Annotated in this window: 20 protein-coding genes; 3 read left to right on the forward strand and 17 right to left on the reverse strand. The window is 62.7% G+C overall.

Translation table 11 applies throughout. The features are described 5' to 3' along the window. Nucleotides 1-27 precede the first annotated feature (27 nt). From thrS to cysS, 4 genes are all read right to left on the reverse strand, one after another. On the reverse strand, nt 28-1,998 hold the full coding sequence (gene thrS / locus AC0L7I_RS02600; RefSeq protein WP_473397979.1) for a threonine--tRNA ligase: 1,971 nt from the start codon (nt 1,996-1,998) through the stop codon (nt 28-30). Between the two features lie 280 nt (nt 1,999-2,278). Further along, nucleotides 2,279-2,617, reverse strand: coding sequence for a membrane protein insertion efficiency factor YidD (gene yidD / locus AC0L7I_RS02605; RefSeq protein WP_473397980.1), 339 nt, complete (start codon nt 2,615-2,617; stop codon nt 2,279-2,281). A 2-nt stretch (nt 2,618-2,619) separates the two neighbouring features. After that, nucleotides 2,620-3,078: an iron-sulfur cluster assembly scaffold protein gene (locus tag AC0L7I_RS02610; RefSeq protein WP_473397981.1), complete on the reverse strand. Its 459-nt coding sequence runs from the start codon at nt 3,076-3,078 to the stop codon at nt 2,620-2,622. Nucleotides 3,079-3,452: 374 nt separating this feature from the next. After that, nucleotides 3,453-4,838 (reverse strand): cysteine--tRNA ligase, encoded by a 1,386-nt coding sequence (gene cysS / locus AC0L7I_RS02615; protein ID WP_473397982.1) that lies wholly within the window; start codon nt 4,836-4,838, stop codon nt 3,453-3,455. Between the two features lie 366 nt (nt 4,839-5,204). Here cysS and folE point away from each other — a divergent pair, with 366 nt between their 5' ends. From folE to AC0L7I_RS02630, 3 genes are all read left to right on the forward strand, one after another. After that, nucleotides 5,205-5,819 carry a GTP cyclohydrolase I FolE gene (gene folE / locus AC0L7I_RS02620; protein ID WP_473399107.1) on the forward strand — a complete coding sequence of 205 codons (615 nt, stop codon included), beginning with the start codon at nt 5,205-5,207 and terminating at the stop codon, nt 5,817-5,819. A 125-nt stretch (nt 5,820-5,944) separates the two neighbouring features. Next, the gene (locus tag AC0L7I_RS02625; protein WP_473397983.1) at nt 5,945-6,325 is read left to right on the forward strand and encodes a hypothetical protein; all 381 of its coding nucleotides are present in this window, start codon (nt 5,945-5,947) and stop codon (nt 6,323-6,325) included. Between the two features lie 163 nt (nt 6,326-6,488). Continuing rightward, nucleotides 6,489-6,815, forward strand: a complete 327-nt coding sequence (locus AC0L7I_RS02630; protein ID WP_473397984.1) for a hypothetical protein — start codon at nt 6,489-6,491, stop codon at nt 6,813-6,815. Nucleotides 6,816-6,823: 8 nt separating this feature from the next. On the opposite strand, the gene AC0L7I_RS02635 is transcribed toward AC0L7I_RS02630, so the two are convergent. From AC0L7I_RS02635 to AC0L7I_RS02695, 13 genes are all read right to left on the reverse strand, one after another. Further along, the gene (locus AC0L7I_RS02635; RefSeq protein ID WP_473397985.1) at nt 6,824-7,552 is read right to left on the reverse strand and encodes a sulfotransferase-like domain-containing protein; all 729 of its coding nucleotides are present in this window, start codon (nt 7,550-7,552) and stop codon (nt 6,824-6,826) included. Then, nucleotides 7,549-8,508 (reverse strand): aminotransferase class IV, encoded by a 960-nt coding sequence (locus AC0L7I_RS02640; protein WP_473397986.1) that lies wholly within the window; start codon nt 8,506-8,508, stop codon nt 7,549-7,551. The genes AC0L7I_RS02635 and AC0L7I_RS02640 overlap by 4 nt, the downstream gene beginning before the upstream one ends. Continuing rightward, nucleotides 8,475-9,248, reverse strand: a complete 774-nt coding sequence (locus AC0L7I_RS02645) for an alpha/beta hydrolase (RefSeq protein ID WP_473397987.1) — start codon at nt 9,246-9,248, stop codon at nt 8,475-8,477. The genes AC0L7I_RS02640 and AC0L7I_RS02645 overlap by 34 nt, the downstream gene beginning before the upstream one ends. Nucleotides 9,249-9,259: 11 nt before the next feature. Then, nucleotides 9,260-9,775 carry an RNA pyrophosphohydrolase gene (locus tag AC0L7I_RS02650; protein ID WP_473397988.1) on the reverse strand — a complete coding sequence of 172 codons (516 nt, stop codon included), beginning with the start codon at nt 9,773-9,775 and terminating at the stop codon, nt 9,260-9,262. Further along, nucleotides 9,772-11,082, reverse strand: coding sequence for a divergent polysaccharide deacetylase family protein (locus AC0L7I_RS02655; RefSeq protein WP_473397989.1), 1,311 nt, complete (start codon nt 11,080-11,082; stop codon nt 9,772-9,774). Before AC0L7I_RS02655 ends, AC0L7I_RS02650 begins: the two co-directional genes overlap by 4 nt. An 81-nt stretch (nt 11,083-11,163) precedes the next feature. Further along, nucleotides 11,164-12,486, reverse strand: a complete 1,323-nt coding sequence (locus AC0L7I_RS02660; RefSeq protein ID WP_473397990.1) for a S41 family peptidase — start codon at nt 12,484-12,486, stop codon at nt 11,164-11,166. A gap of 27 nt (nt 12,487-12,513) precedes the next feature. After that, on the reverse strand, nt 12,514-13,737 hold the full coding sequence (locus AC0L7I_RS02665; RefSeq protein ID WP_473397991.1) for a murein hydrolase activator EnvC family protein: 1,224 nt from the start codon (nt 13,735-13,737) through the stop codon (nt 12,514-12,516). Nucleotides 13,738-13,773: 36 nt separating this feature from the next. Beyond that, nucleotides 13,774-14,247, reverse strand: a complete 474-nt coding sequence (locus AC0L7I_RS02670; RefSeq protein ID WP_473397992.1) for a hypothetical protein — start codon at nt 14,245-14,247, stop codon at nt 13,774-13,776. 62 nt (nt 14,248-14,309) lie between these two features. After that, entirely contained in the window at nt 14,310-15,728 is a 1,419-nt protein-coding gene (locus tag AC0L7I_RS02675; protein WP_473397993.1) for a M20/M25/M40 family metallo-hydrolase, read from the reverse strand. A gap of 77 nt (nt 15,729-15,805) precedes the next feature. Beyond that, entirely contained in the window at nt 15,806-16,423 is a 618-nt protein-coding gene (locus AC0L7I_RS02680; protein ID WP_473397994.1) for a peroxiredoxin family protein, read from the reverse strand. A 74-nt stretch (nt 16,424-16,497) separates the two neighbouring features. Further along, nucleotides 16,498-17,046: a GNAT family N-acetyltransferase gene (locus AC0L7I_RS02685; protein WP_473397995.1), complete on the reverse strand. Its 549-nt coding sequence runs from the start codon at nt 17,044-17,046 to the stop codon at nt 16,498-16,500. A gap of 9 nt (nt 17,047-17,055) precedes the next feature. Next, nucleotides 17,056-18,018: a malate dehydrogenase gene (mdh, locus tag AC0L7I_RS02690; RefSeq protein ID WP_473397996.1), complete on the reverse strand. Its 963-nt coding sequence runs from the start codon at nt 18,016-18,018 to the stop codon at nt 17,056-17,058. 136 nt (nt 18,019-18,154) lie between these two features. Next, nucleotides 18,155-18,901 (reverse strand): Bax inhibitor-1/YccA family protein, encoded by a 747-nt coding sequence (locus AC0L7I_RS02695; RefSeq protein ID WP_473397997.1) that lies wholly within the window; start codon nt 18,899-18,901, stop codon nt 18,155-18,157. Between the last annotated feature and the right edge of the window lie 65 nt (nt 18,902-18,966).

Below are 18,966 nucleotides of genomic sequence, written 5' to 3' on the forward strand. Positions count from 1 at the left end.
ACGCCCCGGCTTGTCACGGGACCGCGTTCATTCTGCCCGTTTGAGATCAGGCGCCAGCGCTTCCTCGGCGAGCGCCACACAGGCTTCGTCCAGGCCGATCATCTGCTGTCCCTGGCTGCCGAGCCGGCGCAGCGCCAGCGTGCGCTCCTCCGCCTCACGGCCACCCACGACGGCAATGATCGGCACTTTCTGCACCGAATGCTCGCGAACCTTGTAATTGATCTTCTCGTTGCGCGTATCGACCTCGACCCTGAGGCCTGCCTTGCGCAGGGCGGCGGCCGCCTCATGGGCATAGTCATTGGCCGCATCCGTGATCGCCGCCACGACGACATGCACAGGCGACAGCCAGAGCGGGAACGCCCCGGCATAGTTCTCGATCAGGATGCCCATGAAGCGTTCGAACGTGCCGAACACGGCCCGGTGCAGCATGACCGGCCGGTGCTTGGCGCCGTCAGACCCCGTATAGTCGGCATCGAGCCGTTCGGGCAGCACATAATCCAGCTGGAACGTGCCGCACTGCCATGTCCGGCCGATCGCGTCCGTCAGGTGGAATTCCAGTTTCGGGCCATAGAACGCGCCTTCGCCCTCGGCGATCTCGAATTCCATGCCGGCTGCCGTCAGCGCGTCGGACAGCGCCTTTTCGGCCCGGTCCCAGGTCGCGTCCGTGCCGGCCCGCATCTCGGGCCGCGTCGCCAGCTTGTAGGAAATCTCCGACAGGCCGAAATCGCCGTATACGCGTTCGAACAGTTTCAGGAAGCGCAGCGTCTCGTCGGCAATCTGGTCCTCGCGGCAGAAGATGTGCGCATCATCCTGCGTCATCTGGCGTACGCGCATCAGGCCATGCAGCGCGCCATGGGCCTCGTTGCGATGGCAGCAGCCGAATTCTGCCATGCGGATCGGCAGGTCGCGATACGAGCGCTGCCCGTTCTTGAATATCTGAACGTGCGCCGGGCAGTTCATTGGCTTCAGCGCCATCAGGTCGCTGTCACCCGTCAGGATCGGTCCTTCTTCTTCCGTCGAGGGGATTTCGTCGGGGACGACAAACATGTTCTCGCGGAATTTCGACCAGTGGCCGGACTGTTCCCAGAACACGGAGTTGAGCAATTGCGGCGTCTTCACTTCGACATAGCCGTCTGCGTCCTGCTGGCGGCGGATATAGGCCTCCAGCTGGCGCCAGATCATGAAGCCTTTCGGGTGCCAGAAGACCGACCCCTGCGCTTCCGGCTGGAAGTGGAACAGGTCGAGCGCCGCGCCGACCTTGCGGTGATCGCGCTTCTCGGCCTCTTCGAGGCGCACGAGATGGGCCTTGAGATCCTTCTCGTTTGCCCACGCCGTGCCGTACATGCGTTGCAGCATCTCGTTCCTGGAATCGCCGCGCCAATAGGCACCGGCAAGCTTCATCAGCTTGAACGCTTTCGGCAGCTTGCCCGTCGAGGGCAGGTGCGGCCCGCGGCAAAGGTCGAACCAGTCGCCCTGCCGGTACAGCGTGATCGCCTCGCCGGGCGGGATGATGTCGTCGATGATCTGCGCCTTGTAGTCCTCGCCGATCCGCTTGAATTCGGCGATGGCCGCGTCCTTCTCCCAGACTTCGCGCTCGATCGGGTAATCGGCGTCGACAATCTCGCGCATCTTCGCTTCGATCTTGTCGAAATCCTCCGTCGAGAATGGCGCTTCGCGGGCAAAGTCGTAATAGAACCCGTCATCGATCACGGGGCCAATTGTCACCTGCGTGTCCGGGTAGAGCGCCTGCACGGCCTGCGCCAGCACGTGCGCGGCATCGTGCCGGATCAGCTCCAGGCCTTCGGCATCGTTCGGCGTCACGATCTCGACACGGGAATCGCCGTCCAGCGGGCGTTTCAGGTCGCGCAGCTCGCCGTCCACACGGGCGGCAATCGCCTTCTTGGCAAGGGAGTTCGAGATCGAACTCGCAACATCGAACGGGCTGGCGCCCTTTTCATATTCGCGCACCGATCCATCGGGCAGGGATACTTTGATCATGTTTCAGTCTTCTTCAGCGGTCTGGCGCACGGGGCGCGGCAAGTCTTGTCCGGAAAGGCCTGCCTGCGGCGGTCTGCTTAACGCGAGTTCACCGAAAATCCCACCCCAATTGCGGGGGCGATTTCATCAGGCCGGGCGGCCGGGTCGAAGGGAGTTTGCGGGGTACATGAGTCTCAGGTGCGCCGCGGCGCCCTGCGGGGTGTCATGCACCCGGGCGGGTTCGCGTTGTCAGGCCGCCGGTGGGCTGGATACGGGACGAACAGCTCATCGGCCTTATATTTCATCCCTCCGGCGGATTTTCAACCACCGGCGGCATTGGGACAGATCGCCCGCCGGATTTCCAGTCGCCATAGCGCCAGGGCTGCCAGGCCGGCACATCGGGCTTTTGGGCCGGTGCGGGGTCATCGCCAAAACTGCCGCCGGGGCGGCACCGCGTGAAGCGCGCAATGGCCATCCAGCCCCCCGCCCACCAGCCGTGCCGTGCCACGCATTCCGCGCCATATTCGCTGCATGAGGGCGTGTGCTGGCAGCGCGCGCCAGCGGCATAGAAGATCAGGGAAAAACTGGCCTTGTAGACGCGGAGCAACCCATAGGCGGTCTTGCGGCGAATTCCGGGCATCGTCAGGTCACAATCGCAGGTGCAAGACCCCGCGCCACGCGCGCCTGTTCGATCGCCGCCACAGCCGCCTCAAAGGCCAGCAGCGTCGACGTATGGCGCGGCGGGTAGTCGGCCACGGCCTGCAAGTGGCGCAGTTCCCAGAACCGGCCCTCCGGCGGCGGGCCATTCTCCTTGAGCATCGTCTTCATCGCGTCGCGCGCGGCAATCACCTCGTCCACGGACGCGCCAACGGCATATTCAGACAGGATGGCCGTTGCTGCCTGCCCCAGCGCGCAAGCCTTCGGGTCCACCGCAATAGCCGCAATATGGTCGCCGCTCTCGTCCAGGATTATCTCGACATTGACGGTCGATCCGCAGACCCGGGAGACTTTAAGCACCGAGGCTTCAGCGCCTTCAAGGGTGCCAAGATGCGGAATGTTCGCCGCCAGTTCGAGGATACGGTTGTGGTAGAGGTCGCTCATCGCCCGCAAAGATGGACCCGGCACCGCGCAATCGCAAGCAACTGCATCAGGCGCGGGCAAAAAAGGAGCCGTCCTCAACTGGGGGGAAGAGAACGGCCCTGAAAGGGATTGGGTGCATTGAAACGGGGGTTCTAGTCCCGAAGCCCTATTCGTCCCATGCGCCACCCGGCCGGGTCAATTTAACGATCGGACAGGAAGCGTCCGGCAAAAAAAGGTCCCCCGACGAATCGGGGGACCCAGGTCAAATGATTTCCGCGCGGCCCTTGGTTGATGACAACCGGACCCCGACGGGAGGTGGGAAAGCCTGCATAGACGACAGACTGAAACATCGCGTTCGCGGCGGCTTGCGAATTTCGAGGAAATTTGACTCTTGCCTAGACCCGGCGCCAGGTCGAACCCGACGGCCCATCCATGATCTCGATGCCTTCAGCGGCCAGTTCGTCCCGGATACGGTCCGCTTCGGCCCAGTCGCGCGCCGTGCGCGCATCGATCCGCGCCTGCACCAGCGTGTCGATCCGCGCATTTCCGCTGGCATCGACGCCCTGCTCCCATTCCTTGGGCGTTTTGGTCAGCAGGCCCAGCAGGTCACCCGCCGCCAGCAGGTTCGCCCGGGCATGCGCCATCGCGTCATGGTCCTTGTGGTCAGCGGCTGTGTTCGCTTCGCTCGCAAGGCGTGACAATTCGGCGAGCGCTTCGGGCGTGTTGAGGTCGTCAGACAACGCCCGTGCCACTCCCTTGTCACCCCCATGTCCCCCCTCTTCGGCCCACACGCGCCGCAGCGCGCCATACACTCGGTCGAGCGTGGTCTTGGCCTGCTTCAACAGGTCCTCGTTCCAGTCGAGCGGCGCACGGTAATGCCCGCTCAGCATCGCAAAGCGCAGCACCTCGCCCGGCCAGGCCTGAAGCAGGTCATGGATCAGCACGACATTGCCGAGCGATTTCGACATCTTCTCGCCGCCCATGTCGAGGAAGCCATTGTGCATCCAGTAATTCGCCATGACTTCGCCATGCGCGCATTCCGATTGCGCGATCTCGTTTTCATGGTGCGGGAACTGCAGGTCGATGCCGCCACCATGAATGTCGATGGTCTTGCCGAGATGCTTGGCCGCCATGGCCGAGCATTCGATATGCCAGCCGGGCCGGCCGCGGCCCCAGGGGCTGTCCCAGATCGCATCTTCCGGCTCGCCCGGCTTGGCGAATTTCCACAGCGCAAAATCGGCCGGATCGCGCTTGTCGCTCTCGACCTCCACCCGGGCCCCGGCTTCATTGTCCTCCGGCCTGCGGCCTGACAATTTGCCATAGTCCGGCATCGCTTTGACCGAGAACCAGACGCCCTGCTCGCCGACATAGGCGTATTTCTTGCGCACCAGCTTTTCGATCATCTCGATCATTTCAGGCACATGGCCCGTCGCCCAGGGCTCGACCGTTGGCGGGATCACGTTGAGCGCCGCAATGTCCTCATTGTAGATTTTCGCAAACTTGTGCGTGATCGTGTCGATCGGCTCGCCGGTCTCCAGCGCAGCCGCGATGATCTTGTCCTCGATATCGGTGATGTTGCGCGCATAGACGATGGCATTTGCGCCATACTGTCTGGCCAGCATCCGGCGCAGCACATCGAACACGATAGGCGGCCTTGCGTTGCCGATATGGGCGTAATTGTACACGGTCGGCCCGCAGACATAGAGCGTCACACGGGCAGGATCTTGCGGTTCAAACACGCGTTTTTCGCGTTTTGCGGTGTCATAGATGCGGAGAGTCATGGAAATTCGGGCTCGAACGAGGAAAAGGAGAAGAATTTGCCCCGTTGAGAGGGCGAGATGCCCTAATGGGCGCTTGTTGCCTTAACAACAACAGCCTTTTGGCAATCTGCGGGCGCGCCGGTCCATATCCATAACGCGCCACTATCACCCGGCAGGGGACCGGGCAATGAAATTTCCGGCATCCATTTACTCGGCGTCACCGTAGAATTCTCTGGAAACAGCGCATTCCAGCGCCTATCTTCTCAGCTATCGCCCTGAGGGTATCAACTCGGGCGGGCGTTAAGTCCGGGCAGGGGGCCATCCGGTTTCCCAGACCAAGCCTCGGCTCGACCTCCGTCCCTCAGTCGAAGGACACTTAACATGGCCATGGATGCCATCACTCCCAAGAACGACTCATCTCGGGGAGAGCCGCTGGTTCGCCCGACAGTCGCGGAGGCTGAAGAAGCCGTTCGCACCCTTATTGCCTGGGCAGGAGACGATCCACGCCGGGAAGGCCTGCTCGATACGCCCAAGCGCGTCGTCAATGCCTACAAGGAGTGGTTTGCGGGCTATGACGAAGACCCCGTGAAATACCTGTCGCGCACCTTCGAAGACGTTCAGGGCTATGACGACATCGTCATCCTGCGCAATATCGACGTCGAGAGCCATTGCGAACACCACATGGCCCCTTTCATCGGCAAGGCCTTTGTCGCCTACAAGCCGTCCGACGCCGTCGTCGGCATCTCCAAGCTCGCCCGCGTGGTCGAGATTTTTGCCAAGCGCCTCCAGACGCAGGAGACCATGACCGCTCAGATTTGCGACGCGATCACGGAAAGCCTCGCGCCGATGGGCACCGCCGTCCTGATCGAAGCCGTGCACGAGTGCATGTCGACCCGGGGTGTCCACCACAAGGACGTCACCACGATCACGACCCAGTTTACCGGCGTGTTCAAGTCGGACGCTGACCTGCGCAACCGCTTCCTGCGGGCGGCCAACCAGTAAGACTGGCAGATCGCGCGAGAGGCACCGCCTCTCTTCCACTTTCCCTTCACCTCCCGTCGCCCGGCGACGGGAGGTGCATGCGGACTTCTCCACCCCCTGCTGGCCTGCGCGTATAATGCGCCGCGATGCCCAGCTTTTCCCTCCTCACCCCGATGCAGGGCCTGCCCTGGTACCTGCTGCCAATCTGGCCGATCATCTTCTGGCGTATCCAGCGCCTGAAGGCGTGGTTCAGGGCCACCGGCGAACCGGGCTCAGAAATGCTCTGGGGCGTCATGTGGAATGGCCGGGTCGTGATCGTCCAGCTTTCGGACGATCTCTCCGGGCATCGTCCGGTCTGTTTCCGGGCACCAGTGTCGGCAGGGCTGAATCGCTCGCTCAATCCCGAAACAGCTCTCCCGTGTCCCCGGCGCACGCCGGGGCCTCAGGCAACTGTATCCGGGAGTGTCGCAATATATCCCGGCCTGGGCCGGGAATACGGATGGGTGAGGCCCGCCCCCGACACCTGACCCACACCCCTACCCCCACCGAACCACACCCTCAGCCCACCCGCCAAGCGCCCTCACAGGCGCCGCCCGTGTAACTCGCAATTCATTTTGCAGGCGCGCCTGTCACTGCTACCCATGCCTCGCCAGATACATGGCCAATGAAAAACCAAAGGGAGTTTGGGACATGAAGAAGACAATCCTGTGCGCTGCTGCAGCGCTCGCTTTCGCTGCAATGCCTGCACTGGCGGGATCGACAACCGTGGAATTTGCAGCGTCCGACGGCACGACCTCGGTCGTCGTGTTCAATACGGACGGCACAGCGACGATGGATGGCGGCGAGGCCATTCCCTACACGATGGACGATGCCACTCACACCGTTTGCGGACAAACGCCCGACGGCGACCTGTGCGCCACATTCGAGGAAACCGGAACCGAAGTCGGCTTTTCGACAGGTTACACGAATACGGCCGGCGTGACCGGAACCGCCACGATTACGGCTGTTGCTGAATAGCCGCCAGATCAGACATGGAATTGAAGGAGGCGTTCGTATATCGCGAGCGCCTCTTTTTCGATAACGGCGGCCTCGCCTGTCAGCTCCGGAAGGGGGCCGGCGCCCGATCCGAATCCTTCCGACTTCCACACCGCATCATACCAATGCGGCGCCCACGCGCCGTCTTCGGGTTTCGGGCCCGGCGCCCATGCCAGCATGCCTTCGTCCCAAGCAATGCCAAGCGCCTCGCAGAGGCGAACCAGCACCGCGCGCGGGTCGTCGAGGATGCGATCGGAATCAACCACCGGCGGCACCTTCCCCGTTCGCACGCGCATTTCGTCGAACAACCGCAACTGTTGCGGAAACCCGATCGCCTCCAGGCTCACATCGTCCATCTTCTTCAAATACGACGCAATCACGCGCCCCGGGTGCCGGATCAGGAAGGCATGCTCGCACTGCGCTGCCCAATCGAGCGGGAAGTCCGGCATCATGTGATGGGTCATTTGCTTTTGGTATTGCACCGTCTTGCCCTCAGGCAGCGGCGCCAGCATAAGGTCCAAAACATCGCGCGGATCGTTCGGCTGGCTCGCCAGGACTTCCGCCTGCATCGGATGTGTCTCGCCGGACGCAACCAGCCACGCCGCATAAAAGGGCTCGTCCAGCGCCGCACAGTCTGCCCGCGAACCAAAGCATCGCATCATCGTCGTCGACATGTTGCGCGGGCCCGACCACATGGCGATGCGCCGGACCGTACTCATGAAATCGGCGTCAGGCTCTTGGCCGCCAGCTGCTTGTAGAGGCCGCTGATGCGCTGGCTCATCGGCCCGCCGACATGCTCGATCGTCCGCCCGTCCACTTCCCGAACCGGCGTTAGCCCGGCAAACGTGCCGGTGATGAACGCCTCGTCCGCCGAGTAGACATCGAACAGGGAGAACCGCTTCTCGAACACCGGGATGCCGGCCTCACGGCAAACCCGGATGATGTTCCCGCGCGTGATCCCGCCCAGGCAATAGTCCGGTGGGCTGGTCCAGACTTCCCCGTCGCGCACGATGAAGAAATGGGTCGAATTGCAGGTCGCCACGAAGCCGTCCGCATCCAACATCAACGCTTCATCGGCCCCTGCCTTGTCGGCCTGGATGCAGGCGAGAATGCAGTTCAGCTTCGAATGGGAATTCAGTTTCTGGTCCTGTTCGGCCGGGCCCGTCCGGCGCTGGTGCACCGTGAACAGGGTGACGCCCCTGGCGACGATTTCCGGCACGGGCGTCTTGTATTCCGGGATGATCACGATGGTCGGCTCGCCAATGGTAAAGCGCGGCCCCTGATAGGGTGTCTTCTTGATCCCGCGCGTAACCATCAGGCGGATGTGCACGCCGTCCGTCATGCCATTGGCCTTGAGGCAGTCCATCAGGCGCGCGGCAAGCTCGTCCCTGCTCAGGCCGATATCCATGTCGATCGTCTTGGCACCAGCGTAGAGACGCTTGAAATGCTCCGGCAGGAAGGCAACGCCGCCATTCGAGACACGCATGCCCTCCCAGACCCCGTCGCCCAGGATGTAGCCGCTGTCGAATACGGATACGACCGCTTCGTTGCGATGCTTCATCTCGCCATTGACCGAGATCAGCACATCGGCATTTCTCGGATCGGCGACATAATCATGCACGCCGTGCACGTCATCTTCCATCAGGCATTGGCTCCGCTCGGCTGGTCCAGCCATTTTACAATATCGGCGACAACGGCATCCGTGCCCGGCTCATCCACGATCCAGTGCGCATTGTCGGGATATTCGCGAAAATCTCCGGGCACCGGGGACCGGGAATACTTTTCGCCCACCTTGCGAACGGCGCGCGCCAGGGTGGCGCGATCATGCGAGGCGGCAATCGTCAGTGTCGGGATGGTGACAAGGCCTTCGTCGACCTCGATGCCGTCGGTCAGGTCGCCGTATACTTTGCCGGAATCGAACCGTGCGCGGGAATAGATTTCCTCGTGCCGCCGCCTGGGAACGCGATTCATCACGCCGAACCGGAAGCCCGACCGCCAAACCTTGTAGGCGCGCTTGCGATCGCGCGTCAGGAGTATGTTCAGGAATGTATAGACAACCGAAAGCCCGACTTCGGCGCAGTCCTTTGGCTGGGCCGGCGTCAGGAACACGGCCTGCGAAACGACGCCCCGCTCTGCCAGGCATTGCGCAATCAGGCCGCCCATAGAATGCCCGATCACAGCCGGCTTCGCGCCGGTTTCCCGCTCGATCTTCCGAGCCACCTCGGCCATCGCGGCGACATAGTCGTCAAAACCAAGGTCCGGCAGCGTCGCAGGCGGGTTGTCGAGCGTCCGCTGGTCCGGAAACAGCGTGGGGGCTTTGCAGGTCCAGCCCGCCTCCTCGAAACCCGGCCGCATCCGGTCCCACGCGTCGCCGCCGCACCCGATTCCGTGAATCATCAATAGCGTCTTGGCCATGCAACCCTCCCTCAGCCCTGCGCGGTCTTGCCACCCTGCGCAGGTTCGGTCCAGCGGTGGAACCGCTGGGCCACCTCGGAATAGACGAGACGCTTGAACGGAACAACCAGTCCGGGGGTCTCATCGAGCGGCGCCCAGCGCCAGGCATCGAATTCCGGCGTATGCCGGTCGAGCCGCACATCGCTGTCGGATCCCTTGAAGCGGAAGGCGAACCATTTCTGGCGCTGCCCGATAAAGGGACCCGGCAAGCGCTTCTTCAGGTCGGGCGGGAAATCATAATAAAGCCAGTCCTCGGTCTCCTCGAGCACGTCGACCAGTTTCTCGGGCACCCCGATTTCTTCTTCCAGTTCGCGCAGGGCGCCGTCGCGCGCGGATTCGCCCTTGTCGACTCCGCCCTGCGGCATCTGCCACTGAAAGGCGCCGCGACCATTGATCCTGCGGCCTATGAAGACATGGCCCGCCTTCGAAAAGAGGGCGAGCCCGACATTCGGCCGGTACCGTTCAGGATCTATAATCGATGCTTTCACCCGGCAGGGTTTACAGGAGCCGGTGCAATGCTGCCAGTGTGGACTCGGTCGCCTTCGACCAATTCTGCAGGCGTTGTGCCGACGAGCGCCGACACGGGTGCCAGCAGGATTCCCTTCTGGCCGAGTTCGCTGGTCCAGATCTTCGCCATCTCGATCGTGATCGGGAAGGCATAGCCGGCCCCCATGGCAGCGCCTTTTTGCTTGGCGAGCGTTTCCAGCTCAAGCAGTTCCAGGCTGATATCATCTGCCGTCAGCTTGGTGTCGATGGGCGAGGATGCCTTGACGTACCGCACGCGGGTTTCATCCGCCACCTTGTCGAAACTGGCGTCCTCGAGGCTGCCGTCCTCGATCAAGGCAACGCCGCGCTGGCTCAATGCCTCGAGCACGGGTCGCACCGCGGCTGCGTCTCCCGAGAATTTCGCGCCCTGGTAATTGATCACGCCGAAATAGCCTGATGCACGACCAAGCAATGTATTGAGGCGCGACACGTTGACGTCGCCCCCCCTCCCGGCAAGCAGGGTCTGCGGGTGCATTTTCATGCGCCCATAGTCAAAGTTTTCCATCGGCAGTTCGATCAGCACTTCATGGCCGGACGAGCGGGCGCGATTGATCCAGTATTGCAGGCGCTGGGCATCCGGAGCGAAGGACAGCGTCACTTCGGGCGGCAATTCCTCGATGGCTGATTTCGTGTGCGTGGCATTGATGCCAAGGCCGCCGACGACAAGCGCGACGACCGGCTGCTGGCCTGGATTGGCGAACGGACGCGCGTAAGCGTCTGCCGGCGCCCGGCCGTCTGCAGCAATTCGCGGCAAGTGCACGCCATTGACGGTTTCCGTCATGCCGGAGATCGGCGCCGTTCCAAGCGAGACGATCGCCGTGACTTCGCCATAGGATTCACCCGGCTTCACGAGTTTGCCATTGATGCGCACGCCAACACCGGCAGCATCGGCAACCGCATCATCCGAAGGACCGCCGGTGCCAGTCGCTTCGGCCGCGTCGGCATAGTCGACGCCGAGGCTCGGCTCGTCACTACTGTCGGCCTCGGCATAGCCGTCATCGTCGAGGGCTGCCATCATGGCGGTGTCGGACATATCTGTCTTCAGCCGCGACTTCAGCGTCGGCTTGGTGTCGTCCACCGTTTCGAACAGGGCAAGCTGCTGCCGCGGGCCCGCGGCTGACGGATCGCCAGAAAACTGGATACCAAGGCCCAGTGCTCCCGCCACACCGCCGAATACCAGCAGGCTCAAGCCTGCATGGACAATTCCGGTGCGAAGGGGAGACGGATCAACGTCTCTCCGGTACGGCATACGGCGACCTCATGTGATCAACAATAGGAATCCTGAACGACCTAAAATGCGGTAATCTGGTTAACAGGTTGCAAACAAACCTTAACCTGCGCGGCGAAACGCACTGGCAGTGACAGTGCCTTCACTCAACATCTGAACGGCCCGTTCCAGCTGGAAGTCCTCGCCTTTGTAGTCTTCAGGCGGCTGCTCGTCGGGCATCGTCATTTCATGCCGCCGCTCACCGTCTTCATTGGCCAGGGCATGCGGCAGGTCGGCTTCCGACCAGCGCTTGATCTTGGCCAGTTCTTCCTCGGTCAGGCGCGCCTGGGTGATCTCGATATCAGGATCGATTCCCAGTGCCTGGATCGAGCGACCGGACGGCGTGTAATAACGCGCCGTCGTCAGGCGAATGGCACCGCGATCAGCCCCCAGCGGAATCACGGTCTGGACCGATCCCTTGCCGAAGCTGGTCGTGCCCACGATCGTTGCCCGGCCCCGGTCCTTCAGGGCGCCGGCGACGATTTCGGACGCAGATGCCGAACCGCCATTGATCAGGACGACGATTGGCACGCCTTTGAAGACTTCGCCGGTGCGGGCATTGTAGCGCTCGATGTCAGACGCCCGACGGCCTTGGGTCGAAACGACTTCTCCGCCCGAAAGGAACATGTCGGACACCGACACGGCCTGATCCAGCAATCCGCCGCCATTGTTGCGCAGGTCGACGATCAGGCCTTTCGGACGACCGCCGGTCGCCTTGGAAATGCCTTCGATCCCCTCTTCGAGCAGCAGGGTCGTGCGCTCGTTGAAGCTGGATATACGCAGATAGCCGACATCATTCTTCTGCATCTTCCAGGTGACGGACTTCTGTTCGATCACTTCGCGAGTCAGCGTCACGTCGAACGGGTCTTCGCCGACGCGCAGGATGGTGATCAGGATGTCAGTACCCTTGTCGCCGCGCATTTCCTTGACGGCATCGTTCAGTGTCTGGCCGATGATCGGCTTGCCGTTGATGGCGGTGATCAGGTCACCGCTCTGAATACCCGCGCGGCTGGCGGGCGTATTGTCCATGGGCGAGATGACTTTGACGAAACCGTCTTCCATCGTCACTTCAATACCAAGCCCGCCATATTCGCCCGAAGTCTGCACCTGCATCGAGCGGAAATCGTCCGGGTTGAGATATCCCGAATGCGGGTCCAGCGAAGTCAGCATGCCATTGATGGCCGCTTCCATTGCGACGCTCTCGTCCACCTCGACCACATAGTCCTGACGGGCACGGGCGAGGATTTCGGCGAACAGCTCCAGCTGCTGATAAGTAACCATGCGCGGATCGGCAGGTTTTTCCTGGGGCCATGCGAGGGCGGAGAACCCGACCGCTGCGCCACCCAGCACGATCCCGAGTGCGGCTCCTGTCAGCAGTGAACGCATATTCCAATCCTCCGTCATACGTGACCTCTACCTGCCACTCGGCAACCACTGTGCCGGATTCATTACCTTGTCGCCAAGCCTTAATTCCATATTGAGCTGCGGAGGCGGGTCTGCGCGGTCCGGCATGCGCCCAACTGGCTCTTTCGCTGACACTGTCTGGCCTTCGGTGACATAGATCCGGCTCATGCCCGTAAGGATAACATGGTATCCGTCGCTTGTGCGCAAAATTAACATTGATCCATAGCTGCGAAATGGTCGCGCATACTCGACTTTTCCGTCTATCGGCGCCACGACTTGGGCCGCTTGCCGTGTCGAAAATGTGATCCATTCCGTCTTGCCGCCTGTCGGCATCTTGTCGCCGAAACCATACAGGACATTGCCGGCCGTCGGCTGCATCAAACCGCCCAGCGCGGCCTTGCCCAGCGGGCGCGAAACCGGCGTGCGCTGCACGACCGGAGCGGACGCTCCCGAGCGCGACGCCGGCACGGAGGCAGATGCCAGTTTCGGCCGAAGGGTGGGTTTCATGCCAGGCGCAGACGGCGCATCCGACTCGAGCGCTGCCAGCAGGTCTCGCAATGTTTTCGCTTCACGTCCGAGTGTATCGGCCCGCGCCCGCAGCACGTCAATATCCCCGGCAATTTCCTCGAAACTGCCACGCTTGACCGCCGCGAGCTGTTCGATCTCGACCCGCTTCAGCGCAAGCGTCGCCTCGGCAGCTTCCAGCTGGGCGCGTTCGCCCCGTATCTGGCGTTCGAGCTGGTTGAGTTCATCGATCTCACCTGACAGTTCACTGGCGCGCGCCGCCAGGCGCGGTGTCGTTTCGCTCATCAGGATCGCCCGGCGCACCGCCAAATTCGCCTTGCCCGGAGAGACGATCAGGGCCGGCGGCTTGCGCCGGTTCGAGGCAGCGAGCGCCGCCAGCAGGTCTTCCAGCGCCTGACGGTCCACAAGCAGGCTTTCCTGCGCGACCGCGCGACGGGTGCCGAGGTCGATCAGCGCCTTTTCGGATGCGGCAGCCTGTTCTTCCCGGCGGCGCGACTCCATGGCTGCGGAAATCAGCTTGCTGTCAATCTGGCGAAGGTCAGTTTCGGTCGCCTCACCTGCCGCCTGCAGCGCCTCCATCCGGGTCACGGCGGCCTGGCGTTCAGCTTCCAGTGCTTCGAGTTCTTCGCGCGTAAACGTATCCGGCGCCGCCGCGATCAGCGCGAAGGCAGCACATGACAAAAGAAGCGGGCGCAAAAGAGGTCGCATGACCGGCATTCATGCCATGCCCGCATGACCCGGACATTAACACCTGCCTGCGGGCAGCCGCTCGATCGCTGTAATCTCATCCGAGATCAGGGCGCAAACAAGATGGTGCCGCGAGGCGTCGAATGCGGGATGCGACAGAACCAGATGGCGCACAACGTCCAGCCCCTTCCGGCACCCTTTTGCCAGTCCTTCGTCGTCGCTCGCGCCCAGCCCATGCACGACGCCATTGCGGAAAGTCACCAGGCGCTCGATCTGGCGGAGTACCGAGCCGGTCATCTCGACGCGCTCCGGCATATTGAGAAATTCCTCCGACCGGGCCCGCCGCAGGAGCAGCGTGACCGGCGCATAGCGCTCCGGACTGGATGGATCGACAACGTCGTCGTCCGCCGCCGTCTCATACCCGCTCAGCGCCGCGACAAGGGCGCCCTGAAGCGCGATCACCATCCCAACCGACACCCAGCGCCACCGCGCCGCATCCTCACCAACACCCGACAGCTCCCGCCGGACCATGCGCAGGGACTCGTGGACTGAATCCAGACTGGCGGCGATCCGCCCCTGCCGGTCCGGCATCCCTAGTGGTCTTCGCTCTCTGGTGCCGCCATCTTGCGGAAATCCCAATCCGTCTGAGCGGCAATGTAGGTCAGCGCCGCATAGGCGGCGACGTTCTGCCGGAAGGCGGCCGGATCAATCTTGTCAAACGTGTCATCGGGCGTGTGGTGCAGGTCGAAATAGTCGGTTCCGTCCTGGTCGGGCGCAAGGATCGGTACGCCCGCAGCACCCAGGACCGAAATATCGGAACCTCCCGTCGAGCTGTTGTCGCCCGGTATGATCCCGAGTGGCGCAACCACTGCCTGCATCGCCTTGGCATAGTCCAGCGCTCCGTCACCCATGCCCGTGGTCAACCGCCAGATCCGTCCCGCCCCGAAGTCGCTCTCGGCCGCCAGGACATGCTGGCCCAGTTCATCCGCATGCGCCTCGGCATAGGCCTTGCCGCCGAACAGGCCGACTTCTTCGGCTCCATACAGCACAACCCGGATTGTCCGTTTCGGCTTCCCCGGCAATTGCTGGATCAGGTTCGCCGCTGCCACCACAATTCCGCACCCGGCGGCGTCATCAATTGCGCCTGTGCCGAGGTCCCAGCTGTCGAGATGGCACCCGATCAGCACAATCTCATCCCTGTGGCTGGAGCCTTCCACTTCCGCAATTACATTGCCGGAGGCCGCCGAAGCCGAGGTCTTCACCTGGATGTTCAGGTTGACCTTCACCGGCCCGCGCTCCAGCAGGCGCGCAAGCTGGTCTGCGTCCGGCGGCGAGAGGGCTGCCGCCGGCAGGGCGCCCAGGGCACCCTGCCGCTTCATGCCACCTGTATGCGGCATGCGATGATCATCCGTACCGACCGAGCGGATCAAGCAGGCTACGGCACCGACCGCTGCTGCCGCCTCCGCACATCCCCCGCGCTTGGCCACTGCCGCCCCATAGCCGGACCCGTCCTGGCTACGAACCATGCGCTCGTCTATGAAGGCAATCTTGCCTCTCAGCGATCCCGCCTGCGCGGCTTGCAGGGCGGCAAGGCTCGTGAAGCGGACGATATCGGCTTCAAGGCCGTCCTTCGGGGTCGCCTTCGATCCACCGAGCGCCGTCACGACCAGTGTCTGCGGGTTCGGTCCGACAACCGACGCGGATTCACTCACGCGCTCCCAATAGGGCAGGTTGAAGTCTTCAATATAGGCCTGCTGGAAGTTCAGGTCCTTCAGCTTGATCATGGCCCATTGCCGGGCCCGCCATTCGGCGTCGGACCCGGCTAGGCGCGGGCCAATCTCGGTCGTCAGGCTTTCGGTGAACTCAAGCCCGACATCATCCTTGAGGCCTGATTCCATGAGCGCTTCAGCCTGGGCCCTGATGGCCGGGTCCAGACCGCTGGCCTGGTCGGCGGTCGCCGGCATCGCGGCGACGAGGGCCGCCAGCGCAAACGGGGTCAGGGTTCTCAACATGGCTTCATCTCCGGCTGTCTGATGCCGGCACGCTAAGCCACCCCGCCGCACCATGAAAGGGCGGCGGTCGCGAAAACCTACAAGCCCTGGGCAGTCTCTATCACGAGATCGACCGCCGGGCGCGCCTTGTAACCCTCTTCGCGCAGCGTCTTGGCGATCTTGCCGTCCGCGATGAACACGATGGCTGGGTGCGGAATCCCTTGATAGCGCGAACCCGGTTTCATATCCGCGTTCAGCAGGTTGAACGCCCTGATCGCGGCTGACCCTTCATCCGACAGAAGTTCATATGACAGGCCCTTGTCCGCCTTGAACGCGGCCAGCGTTTCAACCGGGTCGTAGGACACCGCGACAAGCGTCCAGCCTGCCTCAGCCAGCGGCGCAGCTGCCGCTTCGAGATCGATCAGCTGTTTCTTGCAATAGGGGCACCAGTCAGCCGAGCGAACGAAAGCGACAACCGTGCCTTTCGGTCCTGCCAGCGACTCAAAGGTTTGGGTGACGCCAGCCGTATCGACAAGACTCGCCGCTGGGGCTTCGGCACCGTCCGGCAGGCCGATATCCGGCGTTTCGGCCTGTACCTCCAATGCCTTTTCGGCTTCTGCCGCCTTGGCGTTGAGGGCCTCTTCGGTTGTCCCCTGGGCACCGGCCGCGACGGGCAGGAGGGCAAATACGGAAGCGAGCGAAAGGGTGCGTATCATGGGAGGTCTCCTTGAGCGGTTGACCGTCACGCTAGACGCTTACATCGGCGGCGGCGACCCGGTTCAGGCCTGCCTCACGCGCCTTTGATCCGTCGTGAACGCCAGTCATCTGCGGTCTGGCCATAGACGTCCCACTGCGTGCCTGTGAAGGGCGGCGGCGCCGAAGCCTGGCGCAGCACGCGGCTGCCGAGCCGTTCGGCCACCTTGATCGAACCGGCATTGGCGGGGTCGATTGTGTGGATCACCTCGTCCCAGCCAAGGATGTCCACGGCATAGTCGATAGCTGCCGACGCGCCTTCGGTCGCATAGCCCTTGCCCCAGGCGCTGCGGGCAAGTCCCCAGCCGACTTCCGTGCCCGGCCAGCCCTCAGGTTGCCACGGGCCGAGGCGTCCGACCCAGTTGCCGGTCGCCTTCTCGATCACGGAAAACATCGAGAAGCCCCTGACCGTCCAGGCACCGGTCATCGTGCACATGGACCGCCACGTCAGCTCTGGTCCCTGCACACCGCCAAGGTGTTCCATGACCTCAGCGTCGCCATGAAAGGCGACCCATGAGTTAAAATCCTCCGCCCTTGGCGGGCGGAGGATCAGGCGCTCTGTTTCGATTGTCGGCCCGATGGCCATGTCCGGCTCCTAGGCGAGCGAGGGCTCGAGCCCTTTGCAGTCGTCGATCAGTTTCTGAACTTCAGCGACCGATGCGGTGAACATGGCCTGTTCCTGATCGTTGAAGTCGAATTCGATGACTTTCTCGGTGCCGCCGGCGCCGATCAGGGTCGGTACGCCGACATACATGCCGTTCACGCCATACTCGCCCTCACACCAGCTGGCCGCCGGCAGGACGCGTTTCTGGTCGCCGAGAAAGGATTTTGCCATCGCAATGGCCGATTCGGCGGGCGCATAATAGGCCGAGCCGGTTTTCAGCAGCGCGACGATCTCGCCGCCGCCCTTGCGCGTCCGGTCGACAATCGCGTCCAGCTTGTCCTGCGTCAGCCAGCCCTGCTTGACCAGTTGCGGCAGCGGCAGGCCGCCCACAGTCGAGTGGCGCACCATCGGCACCATGCTGTCGCCGTGCCCGGCCAGCGTCCAGGCGTGAATGTCGGCCACCGAGACGCCGGTAGCTTCGGACAGGAAATAGGCAAAGCGCGAGCTGTCGAGCACGCCCGCCATGCCGACGACCATATTGGTCGGCAGGCCGGAGAATTGCTGCAGGGCCCAGACCATCGCGTCGAGCGGGTTGGTGATACAGATCACGAACGCGTTCGGGCAGTTCGCCTTGATGCCCTCGCCAACCGCTTTCATCACGCCGAGGTTCTTGGAGACCAGGTCATCGCGGCTCATGCCCGGCTTGCGCGGGAAGCCGGCCGTCACGATGCAGACGTCAGCGCCGGCAATGTCGGCATAATCGTTCGCGCCCTTGAGGCTGACGGATGCGTTGTAGACCGGGGTCAACTCGGCGATATCAAGCGCCTTGCCTTGTGGCAGGCCTTCGAAAATGTCGAACAGGATGACATCACCAAGCTCCTCGCGAGCTGCGATATGGGCGAGCGTGCCGCCGATCATGCCGGATCCGATAAGCGCGATTTTCTTGCGGGCCATGGGTCAAAAACTCCTGAAAGCGTTGGGGATATGTCTGGCCCGGAGGGTTAGCCGAGCCGTCGCCATTTCGCAATGCGCCAAAAAGGAAAGCCCCGCCGGTGAGGGCGGGGCTTTGGGTTCAGGTCTGGAGAGCCGCCTAGTCGCGGCCTGACATCAGCGCCAGCAGGAACTGGAACATGTTCACGAAGTCCAGGTAGAGGCTCAACGCGCCATAGGTGGTCGCCACCGCCATCGCCCGTGAATCGCCGACAAGCTGGAAATACATGTTCTTCAGGCGCTGCGTATCGAATGCCGTCAGGCCGGCGAACAGCAACAGGCCGATCACCGAGATGACCATATGCATCATGCTCGACTTGAAGATGAACATGTTCAGGATCGACGCGACGATGATACCGACCACGCCCATGATCAGGAACGTGCCGAAGCCCGACAGGTCCCGCTTGGTCGTGTAGCCCCAGAGCGACAGGCCGCCAAAAGCGATAGCCGTCGTCAGGAAGGCTTTCGAGACGATCATCATGCCGTCAGGCTGGCGCGCATAAACATAGACGATCGCGCCCATGCCGACGCCAATCAGCGACACGACCGACCAGTAGACGAGGTTTGCCGCCAGCGGCGACGGGTTCTTCATGACGAAGCCGGACAGGAGCAGGATGGCGAGTGGTGCGAACATGATAACCAGGCCGATCGGTCCGGTCAGCAGGGTCAGCGTCACGTTCTCCGGAACCATGGCCCCGAAGGCATAGGCGAGGCCTGCCGTCAGCAGGAGGCCGAGCGCCATCTTGTTGTAAACGCCGAGCATGAAGGCCCGAAGCCCTTCATTGACAGACGTGTCCATCGAGTCGGCGCCGGTTTTTGGCGAATAGGCCCGATTGAATTCGTTCATAGGTTTAATACCCTTCTGTTTTGATCCACACGTAAACACGTGCGTCTGGGATGGAATATGGTGAA

The organism is Hyphomonas sp. J20-32 (assembly GCF_055808555.1).

What these genes read in the sequence shown, in the direction of transcription:
- thrS (WP_473397979.1), bottom strand. Translation starts at nt 1,998, where the DNA reads ATGATCAAAGTATCCCTGCCCGATGGATCGGTGCGCGAATATGAAAAG.
- yidD (WP_473397980.1), bottom strand. Translation starts at nt 2,617, where the DNA reads ATGCCCGGAATTCGCCGCAAGACCGCCTATGGGTTGCTCCGCGTCTAC.
- AC0L7I_RS02610 (WP_473397981.1), bottom strand. Translation starts at nt 3,078, where the DNA reads ATGAGCGACCTCTACCACAACCGTATCCTCGAACTGGCGGCGAACATT.
- cysS (WP_473397982.1), bottom strand. Translation starts at nt 4,838, where the DNA reads ATGACTCTCCGCATCTATGACACCGCAAAACGCGAAAAACGCGTGTTT.
- folE (WP_473399107.1), top strand. Translation starts at nt 5,205, where the DNA reads ATGGATGCCATCACTCCCAAGAACGACTCATCTCGGGGAGAGCCGCTG.
- AC0L7I_RS02625 (WP_473397983.1), top strand. Translation starts at nt 5,945, where the DNA reads ATGCCCAGCTTTTCCCTCCTCACCCCGATGCAGGGCCTGCCCTGGTAC.
- AC0L7I_RS02630 (WP_473397984.1), top strand. Translation starts at nt 6,489, where the DNA reads ATGAAGAAGACAATCCTGTGCGCTGCTGCAGCGCTCGCTTTCGCTGCA.
- AC0L7I_RS02635 (WP_473397985.1), bottom strand. Translation starts at nt 7,552, where the DNA reads ATGAGTACGGTCCGGCGCATCGCCATGTGGTCGGGCCCGCGCAACATG.
- AC0L7I_RS02640 (WP_473397986.1), bottom strand. Translation starts at nt 8,508, where the DNA reads ATGGCTGGACCAGCCGAGCGGAGCCAATGCCTGATGGAAGATGACGTG.
- AC0L7I_RS02645 (WP_473397987.1), bottom strand. Translation starts at nt 9,248, where the DNA reads ATGGCCAAGACGCTATTGATGATTCACGGAATCGGGTGCGGCGGCGAC.
- AC0L7I_RS02655 (WP_473397989.1), bottom strand. Translation starts at nt 11,082, where the DNA reads ATGCCGTACCGGAGAGACGTTGATCCGTCTCCCCTTCGCACCGGAATT.
- AC0L7I_RS02660 (WP_473397990.1), bottom strand. Translation starts at nt 12,486, where the DNA reads ATGCGTTCACTGCTGACAGGAGCCGCACTCGGGATCGTGCTGGGTGGC.
- AC0L7I_RS02665 (WP_473397991.1), bottom strand. Translation starts at nt 13,737, where the DNA reads ATGCGACCTCTTTTGCGCCCGCTTCTTTTGTCATGTGCTGCCTTCGCG.
- AC0L7I_RS02670 (WP_473397992.1), bottom strand. Translation starts at nt 14,247, where the DNA reads ATGGTCCGGCGGGAGCTGTCGGGTGTTGGTGAGGATGCGGCGCGGTGG.
- AC0L7I_RS02675 (WP_473397993.1), bottom strand. Translation starts at nt 15,728, where the DNA reads ATGTTGAGAACCCTGACCCCGTTTGCGCTGGCGGCCCTCGTCGCCGCG.
- AC0L7I_RS02680 (WP_473397994.1), bottom strand. Translation starts at nt 16,423, where the DNA reads ATGATACGCACCCTTTCGCTCGCTTCCGTATTTGCCCTCCTGCCCGTC.
- AC0L7I_RS02685 (WP_473397995.1), bottom strand. Translation starts at nt 17,046, where the DNA reads ATGGCCATCGGGCCGACAATCGAAACAGAGCGCCTGATCCTCCGCCCG.
- mdh (WP_473397996.1), bottom strand. Translation starts at nt 18,018, where the DNA reads ATGGCCCGCAAGAAAATCGCGCTTATCGGATCCGGCATGATCGGCGGC.
- AC0L7I_RS02695 (WP_473397997.1), bottom strand. Translation starts at nt 18,901, where the DNA reads ATGAACGAATTCAATCGGGCCTATTCGCCAAAAACCGGCGCCGACTCG.